The sequence below is a fragment of the Sphingomonas sp. Leaf37 genome (assembly GCF_920939475.1).
In the GTDB taxonomy this organism is placed as follows: domain Bacteria; phylum Pseudomonadota; class Alphaproteobacteria; order Sphingomonadales; family Sphingomonadaceae; genus Sphingomonas.
In genome coordinates this window covers 1,070,413-1,085,291 of record NZ_CAKLAX010000001.1, presented here as the reverse complement: position 1 = coordinate 1,085,291, position 14,879 = coordinate 1,070,413, and the positions used below count along the sequence as shown (strand labels likewise).

13 protein-coding genes are annotated in these 14,879 nt (G+C 67.1%); 4 read left to right on the top strand and 9 right to left on the bottom strand.

Annotated features, from left to right (window positions below; genetic code table 11):
• Positions 1–52: 52 nt before the first annotated feature.
• From LRA87_RS05165 to LRA87_RS05150, 4 genes are all read left to right on the top strand, one after another.
• A complete protein-coding gene (locus LRA87_RS05165) occupies positions 53–823 on the top strand; it encodes an acyl-CoA thioesterase (RefSeq protein ID WP_230629703.1) in 771 nt (256 codons plus the stop codon).
• A 119-nt stretch (positions 824–942) separates the two neighbouring features.
• The gene (locus LRA87_RS05160) at positions 943–1,434 is read left to right on the top strand and encodes a hypothetical protein (RefSeq protein ID WP_230629701.1); all 492 of its coding nucleotides are present in this window, start codon (positions 943–945) and stop codon (positions 1,432–1,434) included.
• A 68-nt stretch (positions 1,435–1,502) separates the two neighbouring features.
• Positions 1,503–2,222 (top strand): response regulator, encoded by a 720-nt coding sequence (locus tag LRA87_RS05155; RefSeq protein ID WP_230629825.1) that lies wholly within the window; start codon positions 1,503–1,505, stop codon positions 2,220–2,222.
• 29 nt (positions 2,223–2,251) lie between these two features.
• Positions 2,252–3,577 (top strand): sensor histidine kinase, encoded by a 1,326-nt coding sequence (locus LRA87_RS05150; protein ID WP_230629823.1) that lies wholly within the window; start codon positions 2,252–2,254, stop codon positions 3,575–3,577.
• Positions 3,578–3,640: 63 nt separating this feature from the next.
• Here LRA87_RS05150 and LRA87_RS05145 read toward each other — a convergent pair whose 3' ends face one another.
• Genes LRA87_RS05145 through LRA87_RS05100 form a run of 9 tightly spaced genes read right to left on the bottom strand, consistent with a single transcriptional unit; the run spans position 3,641 to position 14,702 of the window.
• Positions 3,641–4,930, bottom strand: coding sequence for an MFS transporter (locus LRA87_RS05145; protein WP_230629699.1), 1,290 nt, complete (start codon positions 4,928–4,930; stop codon positions 3,641–3,643).
• Positions 4,927–7,071, bottom strand: a complete 2,145-nt coding sequence (locus LRA87_RS05140) for a M3 family metallopeptidase (RefSeq protein ID WP_329958578.1) — start codon at positions 7,069–7,071, stop codon at positions 4,927–4,929. The genes LRA87_RS05145 and LRA87_RS05140 overlap by 4 nt, the downstream gene beginning before the upstream one ends.
• A 51-nt stretch (positions 7,072–7,122) precedes the next feature.
• The gene (locus LRA87_RS05135) at positions 7,123–7,329 is read right to left on the bottom strand and encodes a hypothetical protein (RefSeq protein ID WP_230629697.1); all 207 of its coding nucleotides are present in this window, start codon (positions 7,327–7,329) and stop codon (positions 7,123–7,125) included.
• Positions 7,326–8,108: a Crp/Fnr family transcriptional regulator gene (locus LRA87_RS05130; RefSeq protein ID WP_230629695.1), complete on the bottom strand. Its 783-nt coding sequence runs from the start codon at positions 8,106–8,108 to the stop codon at positions 7,326–7,328. The genes LRA87_RS05135 and LRA87_RS05130 overlap by 4 nt, the downstream gene beginning before the upstream one ends.
• Before the next feature lie 46 nt (positions 8,109–8,154).
• The gene (locus LRA87_RS18435) at positions 8,155–10,197 is read right to left on the bottom strand and encodes a bifunctional glycosyltransferase/UDP-glucuronate decarboxylase (RefSeq protein ID WP_329958577.1); all 2,043 of its coding nucleotides are present in this window, start codon (positions 10,195–10,197) and stop codon (positions 8,155–8,157) included.
• Positions 10,194–11,276 (bottom strand): CgeB family protein, encoded by a 1,083-nt coding sequence (locus tag LRA87_RS05115; protein WP_230629693.1) that lies wholly within the window; start codon positions 11,274–11,276, stop codon positions 10,194–10,196. Before LRA87_RS05115 ends, LRA87_RS18435 begins: the two co-directional genes overlap by 4 nt.
• Positions 11,273–12,394: a CgeB family protein gene (locus LRA87_RS05110; RefSeq protein ID WP_230629691.1), complete on the bottom strand. Its 1,122-nt coding sequence runs from the start codon at positions 12,392–12,394 to the stop codon at positions 11,273–11,275. The genes LRA87_RS05115 and LRA87_RS05110 overlap by 4 nt, the downstream gene beginning before the upstream one ends.
• Positions 12,391–13,638, bottom strand: coding sequence for a glycosyltransferase family 4 protein (locus LRA87_RS05105; protein ID WP_230629689.1), 1,248 nt, complete (start codon positions 13,636–13,638; stop codon positions 12,391–12,393). The genes LRA87_RS05110 and LRA87_RS05105 overlap by 4 nt, the downstream gene beginning before the upstream one ends.
• On the bottom strand, positions 13,635–14,702 hold the full coding sequence (locus LRA87_RS05100) for an SDR family NAD(P)-dependent oxidoreductase (RefSeq protein ID WP_230629687.1): 1,068 nt from the start codon (positions 14,700–14,702) through the stop codon (positions 13,635–13,637). The genes LRA87_RS05105 and LRA87_RS05100 overlap by 4 nt, the downstream gene beginning before the upstream one ends.
• Between the last annotated feature and the right edge of the window lie 177 nt (positions 14,703–14,879).

Sequence of the window (14,879 nt, the reverse complement as noted above, 5' to 3'; positions counted from 1 at the left end):
GCGGGCAGAGCGCTTGACCTAGCGTGCGACGTGTATCGCGACGGGAGAGAGCATGACGGCATTGCGAGAGGTTATCGCGGGTCTGGAGCCGATCGAGGGCGGTTGGCGCGCGCATGTGCCCGAAGGCTGGTTGCAGGGTCGCACCGCTTATGGCGGGTTGTCGGCCGCGCTGGCGCTGCATGCCGCAATGGCCTCGGACGACGACCTGCCGCCGCTGCGATCCGCGCTGGTCGCGTTCATCGGACCGCTGTCCGGCGCGATCACGATCCGCGCTACTCGCTTACGGCGCGGTCGTAACGCCGCATTCGTGCAGGCCGATGTCGAGAGCGAGGCGGGGCTGGGCCTGCGCGCGACGTTCGTGTTCATGGGAACGGTGCCATCAGCGGTGGATCATCACGCAGGCGCCGCGCCGGCGGTGGCGCCGCCGGGACCGGACGATCGCGTGCTGCGCGGGCATCCGGCCGTGGCCTTCTCGCAGAATTTTGAGCTGGTCGAGCGGCACGAGCCGGGGACGGCGGAATGGCTGCGCTGGGTGCGGCTGAAGGATCGCGACGGGCTGCATCCGATGGTCGAACTGATGACGGTGGCGGATTGCCTGCCGCCGGTCGCGTTGAAGCTGCTGGGGCGGCCGGCGCCGGTCAGTTCGATGACGTGGCAGCTCAACCTGCTGGGCGATGCGCCGGTGACACAGGATGGCTGGTGGCTGTTGCAGGCGACCAGCGACTATGTGCGGACGGGCAATTCAAGCCAGCGAATGGCAATATGGGCGGCGGATGGCACGCCGGTGGCGGAGCAGATGCAAAGCGTGGCGGTGTTCGCCTGACCGCGTGGGTGCGACAGATTGCGACACTTTCCCCCTCCCCGGACACAGACCGGCGACAGGACCGGGCGATAAGCGTTATCGTTCGGTGAGGGATCGGCCCCGCCGGTGGAGGTTTGACGATGCGTATTACCCTGGGTCTTGTGATTGCCGCGAGCGGTTTCCTGGCGGTGGGTGCCACCGCCCAGATGGCGGCTCCGCCTCCTCCCCTACCCGGCGGCGGCATGATGCGCGCGGACGCCAACCGCGACGGCATTGTGACGCGGGCCGAAATGATCGCGGAGGCGGAGGCGCGCTTCACGGCGATGGACGGCGACAAGGACGGCACGGTCACCGCGGCGGAGCGCGATGCCGCGCGCGAGGCGATGCGGGCACAATGGCGCGGCGGTAACGGCGGCAACCGGGGCGGTGGCCCGCGTGGCGGTGGCATGGGGATGCGGGGCGATCCCGACGGTGTCCTCACGCGCGCCGAGACGGTGCAGCGCGCGGGTGCGCGGTTCGACCGGCTCGACACCAATCGCGACGGCAAGCTGGATGCGGCGGAACTGGCGGCGGCGCGGCCGGGACGTGGCCCGCGCGGCGGTGGTGCGATCCCTCCCGCTCCCGCTCAGTGAATATGACGCCGGGCGTTTAGCACCCCCCGGCTTTGCAGGAGGCCGCCCGCATGGCTAATGCCGAACCGATGGGAGACATGCCGCACCTGTTGCTCGTCGATGACGAGCGTTCGATCCGTGAGCCGCTGGCGCAATATCTGACGAAGCAGGGATTTCGCGTCACGCAGGCGGCGGATGCCGAAGCGGCGCGGACCCGGCTGGCGGCCTATGCGATCGACCTCGTCATCCTCGACGTGATGATGCCGGGCGAGGACGGATTGTCGCTGTGCCGGCATATCGCCGCGACCAGTGATACGCCGGTGATCCTGTTGACCGCCAAGGCGGAGGAGACCGACCGGATCGTCGGGCTGGAGATGGGGGCGGACGATTATGTCGTGAAGCCGTTCTCACCGCGCGAACTGGCGACGCGGGTAAAGGTGGTTTTGCGCCGCCTGACCGCCGGCGGCGCGCGGCAGCATGCGCCCGAAAGCGGCTCCTATGCCTTTGCCGGCTGGGTGCTGAAGACGGGCGAGCGGGCATTGGTGGATCGCGAGGGCGTGTCGGTGCCGCTGTCGACGGGCGAGTATAACCTGCTTCTCGCACTGGTGACGCGGCCGCGGCAGGTGCTGACGCGCGACCAGTTGCTCGACCTGACCCAGGGGCGCGAGGCGGCGGCGTTCGACCGCGCGATCGACAATCAGGTCAGCCGCCTACGGCGCAAGATCGAGGCGGATGCGAAGTTGCCGGAGATCATCAAGACGGTGTGGGGCGGCGGTTACACGCTGGCCGCCGAAGTGACACGATTGTGAGACTATGGCCGCGCAGCCTCGCGGGACAGATGGCGGTGCTGATCGCACTGGCGCTGTTCATTGCGCAGGCGGTCAATCTGGCGCTGGTGCTGCGGGATCGGGCGGAGTTCCGGCTGGCGCAGGCGACCCGACCGGTGGCGATCCGGGTGGCGGACGCGATCGATCGCGAAACGCAGGGTGTCCGCGCGATCCCGCGCAATCGCGGACGGATACGACGGGCGGATGGCAACGGCATCCCGGCGACATTGCCGCGCATGCCCCAGATCGCCGCCGAGTTGCGCACGCAGCTTCACGAACAGGGTCTCGATGTCGGGCGGATCGATACCGGCGTGCGCAACTGGACCGCGCTGGACGATGCGGTTTTGGGCCGCAATTTCCCGCGGAGTGCGCGACCACGCCGACAGGAGGATCGGCCGCAGCAAGCGTTGCTGATCGCGATCGAACAGCCGGGTCACGGCTGGCTGGCCGTGATCGTGCCGTGGGGCGATGGCGGCGGCATGCGGTTGTTCTGGCGGCTGTTTGCCCAGACGCTGGTACTTTACGGCGCGGTGCTGCTGCCGGTATTGTGGATCGTGCGCCGCATCTCTCGGCCATTGCGCGACCTGACCGCGGCCGCACAGCGGTTCGGCCGGGGCGGCGATGCGTCGGAACCGGTCGAGGTGCGCGGGCCGGCGGATATCGCCGGGCTGGTGCAGTCGTTCAACGCGCTCCAGACGCGCGTGACCGCGATGCTCGACGAAAAGGACCGGATGCTGGGCGCGATCGGACATGACCTGCGCACGCCACTGGCCGCGCTGCGGGTGCGGGTGGAATCGGTCGAGGACGATACGGATCGGCTACGGATGGTCGAGACCATCGCGGAAATGAACCGGACGCTCGACGACATCCTGTCGCTGGCGCGGATGGGACGGCCGAGCGAGGCGATGACCGAGGTCGATCTCGCCGCATTGGTCGATGCGGTGGTCGAGGACTTCCGCGATCTGGGGCAGGACGTCGCGTTCGAGGAGGCGGAGCGGCTGCGCATGCGGCTGCGCCCCTCGCTGATCCGGCGGGCGATCCGCAATCTGATCGAGAATGCGGTGAAATACGGCGGCGGTGCCGAGGTGCGGGTCGTGCCCCGCGCGGAAGCGGTGCTGATCGAGGTCGCGGATCGCGGGCCGGGCATTCCGGAGGCGCGGCTGGCCGACGTGTTCGAGGCGTTCACCCGGCTGGAGACATCGCGTAACCGCGATACCGGCGGGATCGGGCTCGGGCTGGCACTGGCGCGGTCGATCGTGCGCGAGGCGGGCGGCGACGTGCGGCTGGCGAACCGCGAGGGCGGCGGGCTGTGCGCAACGATCGAATTGCCGCGGTAGCGCGATCGCAACGGCGGTGGTCCTCATTCCTCCTCCGCGGACGCGAGGGAGGAACGGGGGTAATCAATCCTCGGCGATCTGGCTGTTCGCGCGGGTGTCCTTCATCCGCCAATAGGTGATGAGCGAGATGCCGATCATCGCGGTGACGTACCAGTAGAAGGTGCGCTCCATGTTCGCGTTCTTGAGCCAAAGCGCGACATATTCCGCGGTCCCGCCGAACGCGGTGTTCGCCAGCGCATAGGGCAAGGCCACGCCGAGCGCGCGGATGTGCGCCGGGAACAGCTCCGCCTTCACCACGGCGTTGATCGCGGTATAGCCGGTGACGATCACGAGCGCGGTCATCACCAGAGCCCATGCCACGATCGGATCCTTGACCGTTTCCAGTGCGGTGAAGATCGGCACGGTCGCGATCAGGCCGGCGATGCCGAAGCCGATCATCAGCGGCTTGCGGCCGATCCGATCGGACAATGCGCCCGCCAGCGGCTGGATACCGGCATAGAGTGCAAGCGCCAGCGTCATGATCCAGGTCGCACTTTCGCGGCTGAACCCACTGGTGTTGACCAGGAATTTTTGCATGTACGTGGTGTAGGCGTAGAAGGCGAGCGTGCCGCCGGCCGTCAGCAGGATGACGGTGATCGCCTGCCGCGGATGCTGGGTGAACAGCAGCCAGCCGCTCGATTTCGGCTTGTCCCTGGCATTGGTAAAGGCCTCTGTCTCCATCAGTCCGCGGCGGATGCGGAAGACGACGATCGCCAGCAGGCCACCGAGCGCGAACGGCAGGCGCCAGCCCCATTCCTCGAGCTGCGCCTCGCTTAGGACGCCCTGCAACAGCAGCAGCGTGAACAGCGCGAGCAACTGCCCGGCGATCAGCGTGACGTACTGGAAGGACGAAAAGAAGCCGCGACGGTTCTTGCCCGCCATCTCGGACAGATACACCGCGCTCGCGCCATATTCACCGCCGACGGACAGACCCTGCATGAGTCGGGCGAAGACCAGCAACGCGGGCGCCCCCCAGCCGATCGTCGCATAGCCCGGACAGATGGCGATCAGGAACGCACCGGCGCACATCAACGTCACCGACAGCGTCAACCCGGCCTTCCGTCCACGACGATCGGCGTAGATGCCCATGATCCATGCGCCGATCGGCCGCATGATGAAACCGACGGCAAACACTGCAGCGGTGTTGAGCAGTTGCGCGGTCGGATCGCCCTTCGGAAAGAAATGGGGCGCGAAATAGAGGCCGAACGCCGAATAGACGTACCAGTCGAACCATTCGACCAGATTGCCCGCCGATCCGCCGAGGATCGATTTCAGTCGGCCCGCAGGCGCCGGGTTGGCCGTCGCCGCACTCACCGCGTCACGCCCGCCGGCGGGGCGACACCGGTAATCGGGAACCCGCGCTTGGCAAGCAAGGCGTTCACGTCGGGGTCGCGCCCGCGGAAGGCGCGATAGGCGGCGGCGCGATCGGTTTCGTTGCCGGTCGACAGCAGGATCCTCGCGAAGCGATCGGCGGTCGCCTTGTCCCACGGACTGCCTGCTTCCTCGAAGGCCGCGAAGGTGTCCGCATCCATGGTCTCCGACCACAAGTAGCTGTAATATCCCGCGGAATAACTATCCGAAGAGAACAGATGATTGAATTGCGGCAGGCGGTGACGCATCACCAGCTCTTTCGGCATCCCGATCTCCGCCAATGTCGCGCGTTCGAAGGCATCGGGATCGACGACTCCGTTGGCAATTGTGTGCAACTTCATATCGACGATGGCGGACGAGAGATACTCGGTAGTGGCAAACCCTTGATTGAACGTCTTTGATGCTTCGATCTTGTCGAGCAGAGCCTGCGGCATCGCCGCACCGGTCTGGTAATGACGCGCATATTTATCGAGCACGTCGCGCGTCAGCAGCCAATGTTCGTTCACCTGACTGGGAAATTCGACGAAGTCGCGCGGTGTACCGGCAAGGCCGGGATAGGTCACGTCCTGCAACATCGCGTGGATGGCGTGGCCGAATTCGTGGAACAGCGTCTGCGCATCGTCGAGGCTGATGAGGATCGGTTCGCCCTTCGCGCCCTTGGCAAAGTTGTTGTTGTTCGACGACAGCACCGTCTGCGCCGGGGCAAGCTTGCGCTGGCCGCGGTAGGTGTTGGCCCACGCGCCAGACCGCTTGCCGGAACGGGCGAAATCGTCGCGGTAGAACAGCCCGACCTCTTTCCCGGCGCGATCGGTGACGTGCCAGACCCGCATGTTCGGTTCGAACACGGGAACGGTGCCGGTGATCTCCTTGAAGTTCAGCCCGTACAGCCGATTGGCGGCGTAGAGCGAACCCTGGATGATGTTGTTGAGTTCGAAATAGGGCTTCAGCTGCGCCTGATCGAGGTCGTACCGGCTTTTCCGAACCTGTTCCTGATAGAAGCGATAGTCCCAGGGCTCGATGGTGATCTTGGTGGCCGATTTGTCGGCGATCGCCTGCATGTCGCGGACCTCTTCGGCGACGCGCGCCTTGGCGGCGGGCCAGACGCGCATCATCAGGTCCATCGCCGCGGTGGGCGTCTTCGCCATCGTGTCCTGCATCCGCCAGTCGGCATGCGTCTTGAACCCAAGCAAATGCGCGCGGTCGGCGCGCAGTTTGACGATCTTCGCGATGGTCGCATTCGTATCGTTGGCGTCGTTATTGTCGCCGCGATTGACGAAGGCGCGCCAGACCTTCTCGCGCAACCCGCGGTCGGTGGCGAAGGTGAGCACCGGGTCGATCGCTGAGCGCGTGTTGACGATCGCCCAGCCGGTCTGGCCGCGCTCGGCAGCGGCAGCTTTGGCCACCGCCTTTACGCTGTCGGGCACGCCGGCGAGCTGCGCCTCGTCCGTCACAGTGATCGCGGTATTCTCGTCGGCGAGCAGCCGCCTGGAGAAGTCGCTGAACGCGCTGGCGAGTTGCTGATTGTAGGCGGAAAGCTGCGCCTTTTGCGTCGCATCCAGCTTCGCACCCTGGCGGACGTAGCTGTCGTAGGTGCGCGTCACCAGCCGCTGCTGCTGCGGATCAAGCTTCGCGCGGGCGGCATTGACCGCTTCGATCCGCGCGAACAATTTCGGATCGAAGGTGATGGCGTCGGACGCGGCGGCGAACTTGGGCGACCATTCGCGGTCGAGCCCCTGATAGGCCGGACTGTTCATGTTGCCGGTCATGACGCCGAACAGCGTCATCACGCGGCCGTAGCGCTGGCCGGCAAGCTGCATCGGCACGAAGGTGTTGGCGAAGGTCGGCGCCGCGGGATTGTCGGCGATCTTGCGATAATCCGCGGCGCGCTCGGCGAGCGACACCTCGAACGCGGCGGGGAACAGCTCCGGCTTCACCTTGTCCCACGGCGGCACCCCGCCATAGAGACCCGTCCAGTCCGCCAGTAGCGGATTGGTGGCCTGTGCTGCGGCTGGCGGATTGGTCTGGGCGAACGCACTGGTGGCCATCAGCGCGCTCGCGCCGGCAGCGAGAAGGATGTGACGCAAGATACTCTCCGGATCATGACTGGCCGCAGCATAGCCGATGATCCGTGTGCGTCACCCCGTTGCAGGCATGGTAGCGGGAGGAGCGGCCGCCTCCGCCGCCGCGATCAGGCGCCGGCCGGTTTCCAGTGCAGCCTCCGGCGTCATCGCCACCGCGACGCCGTCGGGTCCGTCCAGCATGACCTGACCATTCTCGGTGGATACCGAACCGGGCCGGGTCTGGGGTGACTGGGCGTGGCTGTGTTGTTCGTCTTCGTTCATGTCGTCTTCCACGGGCCGAAATCGGAATAGAGGTAATCGCTCTCGAACTCCGCGACCGCACACAGGCCTTGCGTATCGAGTATCTCGACCTGCCCGTTCTTGAACAGCAGCAGGCCCTGTTCGCGCAGCGACCGTAGCGTCCGGTTGACGTGGACGCCCGTCAGCCCGCACGCCTCGGCCAGATCGGGCTGGGTCAGCGGCAGGTCGAATTTGCCGCCGCTCGCCAGCCCGACCATTTCCAGTCGCGCGTTCAATTCGCAAAAGAAGTGCGCAAGGCGGCCGTCCGCGCCGAGGCGCCCGAGACGGAAAATCCATTCACGGTGCATCGCCGCGTCGATCAGCGTCGCGAACCACAGGAAGCGGGTGAGCCGTGGATGCTCTTCGGTGATGCCGACCAGCGTCTCGTGATCAAACAACGCCATGCGGACCGGCCCGAGCGTTCCGATATCATGATCGAGGCGACCGGTCGGGAAACCGTGCAGATCGACGAAATCACCCGGGATATGGACGGATACAAGCTGCCGGTATCCTTCGCGATCGTCCATATACCGCGTCACATAGCCGTCGATCAGCATCATGCTCTGGTGGACCGGCTCGCCGCGGCGGACCAGATGGTGGCGCGCAGGATAATCTTTCACCGCGGATGCCGCGCTTTCGAGAACGTGGCGTTCGTCGTCGGTCATCCGGTCCCTGCCCCGGCCGAGCAGGAACCGCCCGGTAAGCGGGAACGTGGCCAGATCGGCGGCAGGCAGCACGCGTGGCGTTGGATCGTCTCTCATCGACACGTACAAACCCGGATCGGCATCGTAACGTTCCCTGTACGTCTTATTCCGCCGCGCAGGCCAGCCGATCCGCCGACGATGGCCCGTCCGCAAGCTCGTGCGCGAACCATGCGCAGGTCAGCGACAGGCCCTCGGATAGCGCAATGCATGGTTCCCAGTCGAGCAGCGCTCGGGCACGCGCGATGTCCGGGCGGCGGCGGCGGGGATCGTCGACAGGCAGCGGGCGATGAACGATCGGCGCGGTCGTCCCGGTGAGGGTGACGACCTGCGTCAGCAGATCGTTGATCGTCAACTCGTTGGGGTTACCGAGATTGACAGGCTCCATGCCGTCGAACTCCGCATCCATCAGTGCAATAAGGCCCGCGACGAGGTCGGAGACGTAGCAGAAGCTGCGCGTCTGGCTGCCGTCGCCGTAGACGGTAATCGGTTCGCCCGACAGCGCTTGACAGATCAGGTTCGATACGACGCGGCCGTCGTCGGGGTTCATGTTGGGGCCGTAGGTGTTGAAGATGCGCGCGACGCGGACCTGCGCGCGGCCGGTGCGGGCGAAGTCGAACGTCAGCGATTCGGCCGCACGCTTGCCCTCGTCGTAGCAGGCGCGCGGGCCGGTGCAGCTGACGAAGCCGCGATAGCTTTCCTGCTGCGGGTGGTGTTCGGGATCGCCATAGACCTCACTGGTCGAAGTGAGCAGGAACCGGGCGCCGTTCGCCTCGGCGAGGCGGAGCAGGCGGTCGGTGCCGACGACGTTGGTCAACATCGTGTGTTCGGGATCGGCCTGATATTGCGGCGGCGAGGCGGCGCAGGCGAGGTTGTACACCCGGTCGTAGCGGCGCGCCGTCACCGACGGCGGCAGCACGTCGACGACGTCCGCCTCGACGAAGGTGAAGTGAGGATGATCCTCCAGCGCGGCGAGGTTCGACGGACGCGAGGTCTGGAGGTTGTCGACGCAGACGACGTGCTCGCCGCGGTCGAGCAGCGCCTTGCACAGGTGCGAGCCGATGAAGCCGGCACCGCCGGCGACGAGGGTATGTGTCATGGCTTTTCCCCTGGCTTCGATGAGATGCGCTTCGAGCTGGGCGGCGCGCGTGGTGGCGGTGTGGTCGGCGAGGACGCGGGCGCGGGCGGCCCGACCGAGCGCGGTGGCATCACGATCGAGGGCGGCGATGACGTCCTGCGCGCCGTAGGCGAGGATGATCTCGGTCCCGTCGGCGAAGATGCCGTCGATCCCGTCCCAGTGGTCGGAGATGATCGGGGTGCCGCACGCCGCCGCCTCGAACAGGCGCACCGACGGCGACCAGCCGGCGGCGATCATATCGGCACGCGTCACGTTGAGCGTGAAGCGCGACGCCGAATAGAAAGCGGCATGCTCGGCGGGCGGCAGATGGTCGATCCGCTCGACGTTGGCGGGCCAATCAATGTCGGCGGGATATTGCGGACCGGCGACGGCGAAGCGACGGTGCGGCTGGGCGCGCGCCACGTCGATCAGCAGCCGGGTGAGCGTCGGCTGACGATCGTCGCTATAGGTGCCGAGATAGCTGAGATCCCACCGCTTCGGGACATCGAGCGGACGGTAGGCGGCATCGTCGACCGAGCAATAGAGCGCGCGGGCCGCGGGCGAGCCGAACGCCTGCTCCAGCCGTTCGAGCGTCGGGCCGCCGGTGAAGCTGAGATAGACGTCGTAGCCCCGGATGATGTCGGGCGAGAGATATTCGAAATCGCCGCGCGCGAGCTTCGCCAGCGTGACGGGCGTATCGATGTCGTAGAAGGCGGATGTGCGTGCGTGGCGCTGCACGTAACGGCCGACCGCGACGCCGTCCGGAACGTAGGAACCGACGATTACCGCGTCCGCCGCCGCGATCTCCGACTGCCAGCGGCTCAGGTCGTCGAGGTCCGCGTAATATTCGAGGCGGCAGTAATCGGGATCGATCAGATCGCGATGATCGCCGGCGTACCAGGGGACTTCGCGTTCCAGAAACAGGATGTCGTGGCCGCGTGCGGCGAACGCCTTCAGCAGCGCGCGGAAGGTGGTGGCATGGCCGTTGCCCCAGGACGAACCGAGGCTGAGGCCGAGGACGACGAGCTTCATGCCGCCACCTTCATCCGGTGCGCCTGAAACAGGCGGTCGACCTCGACCCCGCGCAGGTCGTAGGTGTGTTCGGCGAGCACCCGGCGGAGCGCCGCTTGGCCGATCGCCTGCGCGCGTTCGGGGGTGAGCGCCGCGAGATGCTCCACGACGTCCTGCCCGTCGCGGGCGACCAGCACCTCCTCGTCGGGGATCAGGAATTGCTCGATGCCTTCCCAAGCATCGGTGATGAGGCAGGCCGCGGCGCCTGCCGCCTCGAACACGCGGGTCGCGGGCGAGAAGCCGATGTGCGCCATGCTGTCGCGGGCGACGTTGAGGACCGCGCGCGGGGTGCAGTTGAAGGCGTTGTGCTCGGCGGTGTAGACATGGCCGCGGTGGCGGACATTGGCAGGCATCGCCTTGCTATCCCAGCCGTTGCCGCCGATCAGGAAGCTCTGGTCGGGCAGCAATGCGGCGGGGCGCAGGAAGAATTCCTCCACGCGCGCTTCGCGATCGGGCAGGCGATTGCCGAGGAAGGCGAGGTCGCAGGCGAAGCGCTCGTCGCGCGGCACCGGGTGATGCGTCTCGGGATCGAGGGCATTGTAGACCGGGATGCAGCGCGCCGCGCCGAAGCCGGTATAGGCATCGACCACCGGCGGGCCGCCGCCGTAGGTGAGGACCATGTCGAGGTCGGGCAACGCCTTCAGTACCGGGTGCGAGGCGTCGACGCGCATCTCGTCGAGGGTCGCGGCCGCGTCGACGTCCCAGAAGATCTTCAGGGCATCGGGACGGGCGTGGCGGATGATGCCTTCCAGCAATTCGGCATCGAACACGCCGACGCCGTTGGCCTTCACCACAATGTCGGCCTTGGCGGCTTCGGCGAGGACGCCGTTCAGCGCGTCGACCGTCGCCGGGTAGACGACCGACTTCGCATAGGCGGGCGGATCGATGTCGCGGTGCTGCTGCCGGTCGAACGCGTCGGGTTCGTAGAAGGTGATGTCGTAGCCGCGTTTGTGCAGCGCCTTGAGGATGCCGCGATAATAGGTGGCGGCGCCGTTCCAGTAGCTGGAGACGAGGCTGGAGCCGTAGAAGGCGATCTTCATGCTGCGTCCTTGCGGGCCGGAGTCTGTTGGTCTGTCTGGAGGCGCGCGACAATAGCGAGCAGTTCGTCGACGCGGTGGGCGCAGGTGTGGCGGGCGCGGATCGTCTCCAATCCGGATGCGACGAGCGCGGCGCGCAGGTCGGCATCCTCGCGCAGGTCGCGCAGCGCCTGCGTCATTGCCGCGCCGGAGCGGACCATCAGGAAATCCTGCCCGATGCGGAACAGGCCTTCGCTGTCGTCCCACGGTGCGCTCACCAACGGGATGCCGCAGGCGAGCGCCTCGAACACCCGGATCGTCGGGATGCCCGGCAGGATCGTCGCATAATAGCGGCGGGGTACGTGGACGGTGGCGAGGTGCTGCGCGAACAGGCCCGGCGCCGCAGCGTTGGCGGCCCAGCCGTGATAGCTCGCGCCATAGCGGGCGAGCGTCTCGCGCGCAGTCTGCGGGTAGCGGACGCCGTAGACGTCGAGACTGAGGGCCGCCGCCTTCGCCGGTTCGAACAGATAGGTCTCGAGCTCCTCGGTGCGCTCGCCGTCGCCCCAATTGCCGACCCAGACGAGGCCTTCGCGCGGCCCTTCGGCAGCGGGCGGGTGGAAGCGGCGGATGTCTGCGGCCTCGTGCCACGTCCACACGCGCCCGCTCCAGCCCCAGCCGCGATAGACCTCGCTCAGCGTCTCGCCGAACGCCAGCACGCCGTCATAACCCGACAGGTCGTAGGCGCGCATCTGATCAGGCTCGCTGACCGCGCGATGGTGGGTGTCGTGGAACAGCAAAGTAAAGGACGCGCCCTGCTTGCGAAGCGCACCGATCGCCGCGACGAGTGCGTGGTCGTTCCATTCGTGAACGATGACGAAGTCGGCCCCGTCGACCATCTCGGCGACATCGGGGCGCTCGGGATAGCTGACCGAGCCGAGTTCGGGATAGGCCTCGCGATAGGCGTCGAGTCCCTCGGGGCCATGATCGGCGACGAGGTTCGTCAGGCTCCAGGCGTTTTCGGGCGCATAAACGCGGACGTCGTGGTCGCGTGCGATCAGTTCGCTCAGCACGCCGCGCAGGAAGTGGGCGTTGCCGTGATTCCAGCATGAGGCGAGGCTGTGGGTGAAGTAGACTATTTTCATGCGGCGGCTTTCCGGGCGGGCGGATGCGAGGCGATTACGTCGCGATAGAGCGCGAGCATGCGAGCGGCGGTCGCATCGGGAGTGTAGCGGGCTGCACGGCTGCGGGCGGCCTCGCCCAGTGCGGCGCGGCGCGGCGTGTCGTGGACCAGCGCCTCGATCGCCTCGCACCATCCGCCATCGAGGGGGACGAAGCTGGCCGCGCCGTCCCACAATTCGCGAAACGTCGGGATATCGGCGAGGACGAGCGCGCAACCGGCCTGCGCGGCTTCGAGGACGGCGAGGCCGAAGGGTTCGAAGCTGGCGGCGGAGACGAAGATCGGCCGCTTGGCGAGATGTGCGGCGATCTGCTCGCCCGACAGATGGCCGAGTTCGCGCAGGTGATCGAGGCGGATCGTCTCGCCGTGCGGCCCCTTAGACGCGCCGGCGGCGAGGAACGGGATCGGCAGGCGCGCGGCGGCCTTGTCGAGCAACGCGGCGTTCTTGACGCCATCCCATAGGCGACCGACGGTCAGCGCCACGTCGGCCATCGGCGCGGCGGGATCGTAGGCGCCGGTGAGCGTCCGGCCATTGTGGATCGCCAGCACCGGCGTTTCGAGGCGGTAGTGACGCTCGACGATCGCAGCATAGGCGGCGCTGGGCGCGACGACGCGATCGACCGCGCGCAGGCCATCGGCGGTGAGTGCGCGGTGCCAGCGATAATCCTGACCGAGCGGCGTGCCCTTGGCGGCTTCCCACCAGGTCGAGACGCAGCCGTGGGCAACCGCGATCGACGGCACCGGCGGCGTACCCACGGCTGCGAGCGTCGGCATGTTATAATGGATGAGATCCACCGCATGGTCCTTGGCCAGCGCGGCGATCGCCTTCCCCGCCGCGAGTACCGGCGCGGCGTCGGCGCAGGTCCAGTCGAGCGGGAGGCCGGTTTCGATGAGGGTGATGGGAGCTGCGGATAGGGCTGCCCCACCTCCCCCGTCACCCCGGAAGTGTTCCGGGGTCCGCTCCGAGGCGAGACGAACAGCTTGAGGCGAAAGGCCTTCCGATGTGGATGAGTGGACCCCGGAACGAGTCCGGGGTGACAGAGTGCTTTTGGCCGGCGTTGGCGCCATCGCCCCACGCTGATCCTCGTCAGGCGCCGGCCCGAGCACCGCCACCACGCATTCCACCCCGCGCGTGCTCAGCGCCTGCGCGAGTTCGGTGGTATATTGCCAGACGCCGCCGACCGCGTCGGTGGTGAGCAAAATCCTCATTCGGCGGGGACCGTCAGCCACTCGCCGATCGGATGATTGAGCCCGCGCTCCGTCGCCAGCCACCGCGCGAGATGGGCGACACCGTCTCGCCAAGCCACCTTCGGCGACAGGCCGAGCGCCGCTTCCGCCGCACGCGTGTCTGCGACGAAATAACGCTGATCGCCGGCGCGCCAGTCGGAGAAGGACACGTCGACCTCCCGGCCGATCAGGTCGCCGATGTGGGCGAGCAACACCCGCAACGACACCGCGTTGGCGGGACCGCCGCCGAGGTTGAACGCCCTGCCCTTCACCTGATCGATGCGCTGCCACGCGTGCAGATACGCCTCGACCGCATTCGACACGTCGAGGATGTCGCGGACCTGATAGCCGTCGCCGTAGAGCGTGATCGGCTTGCCTTCGAGCGCGCGGATCAGGAAGTGCGCGACCCAACCCTGATCCTCGGTCCCCATCTGGCGCTGACCGTAGATGCACGACATGCGCAGCACCGCGGTGGGGACGCCATAGCTGCGCGCGTAATCGAGGACATATTGGTCGGCCGCCCCCTTCGAAACGCCATAAGGCGTGTGGAAGTCGAGCGGCCGATCCTCTCCTATGCCATGGGCGCGGACAGTGTCGTCGACGGGGACGTAGGTGTCGCCATCGCGCGCGAAATCGAGGTCGGCGAGGTCGCCGTAGACCTTGTTGGTGGAGGCGAAGACGACCGGCGTGCCGGGTTTCTGCCGAAGCGCCTCGAGCAGGTTGAAGGTGCCGAGGATATTGATCTCGAGGTCGTCGCGGGGGTCTTCCATGCTGGTAGTGACGGCGACCTGCGCCGCCATGTGGAACACCGCCTGCGCCTCGTTCACCGCGCGGGTCAGGTCCGCGGCGTTGCGGACGTCGGCCTGGATGGGGGTGATCTTCGTGGCGTGGCGTTGTTGCAGCCACGACAGGTTGCGCTCGACGCCGGGGCGGGTGAGCGCATCGTAGATCAGGACGTGATGGCCTTCGCTTGCGAGGCGGTCGGCGATGTTCGAGCCGATGAAGCCCGCGCCGCCGGTAACGAGGATGGGGGCGTCAGTGGGCATGGGCCGCCTCGTTGATCTCGCGCGCAATACCCCACAGCCATTCGTCATCCCCGCGCAGGCGGGGATCCATAGGCGCAGGCTTTCGATGGGATCGCGAGGTCAGCCGATATGGATCCCCGCCTGCGCGGGGATGACGGCGTTGCGTTGAGGGGGCACCCTCCCCCCGGCCGTCATCCC

What these genes read in the sequence shown, in the direction of transcription:
- LRA87_RS05165 (WP_230629703.1), top strand. Translation starts at nt 53, where the DNA reads ATGACGGCATTGCGAGAGGTTATCGCGGGTCTGGAGCCGATCGAGGGC.
- LRA87_RS05160 (WP_230629701.1), top strand. Translation starts at nt 943, where the DNA reads ATGCGTATTACCCTGGGTCTTGTGATTGCCGCGAGCGGTTTCCTGGCG.
- LRA87_RS05155 (WP_230629825.1), top strand. Translation starts at nt 1,503, where the DNA reads ATGGGAGACATGCCGCACCTGTTGCTCGTCGATGACGAGCGTTCGATC.
- LRA87_RS05150 (WP_230629823.1), top strand. Translation starts at nt 2,252, where the DNA reads ATGGCGGTGCTGATCGCACTGGCGCTGTTCATTGCGCAGGCGGTCAAT.
- LRA87_RS05135 (WP_230629697.1), bottom strand. Translation starts at nt 7,329, where the DNA reads ATGAACGAAGACGAACAACACAGCCACGCCCAGTCACCCCAGACCCGG.
- LRA87_RS05130 (WP_230629695.1), bottom strand. Translation starts at nt 8,108, where the DNA reads ATGAGAGACGATCCAACGCCACGCGTGCTGCCTGCCGCCGATCTGGCC.
- LRA87_RS18435 (WP_329958577.1), bottom strand. Translation starts at nt 10,197, where the DNA reads ATGAAGCTCGTCGTCCTCGGCCTCAGCCTCGGTTCGTCCTGGGGCAAC.
- LRA87_RS05115 (WP_230629693.1), bottom strand. Translation starts at nt 11,276, where the DNA reads ATGAAGATCGCCTTCTACGGCTCCAGCCTCGTCTCCAGCTACTGGAAC.
- LRA87_RS05110 (WP_230629691.1), bottom strand. Translation starts at nt 12,394, where the DNA reads ATGAAAATAGTCTACTTCACCCACAGCCTCGCCTCATGCTGGAATCAC.
- LRA87_RS05105 (WP_230629689.1), bottom strand. Translation starts at nt 13,638, where the DNA reads ATGAGGATTTTGCTCACCACCGACGCGGTCGGCGGCGTCTGGCAATAT.
- LRA87_RS05100 (WP_230629687.1), bottom strand. Translation starts at nt 14,702, where the DNA reads ATGCCCACTGACGCCCCCATCCTCGTTACCGGCGGCGCGGGCTTCATC.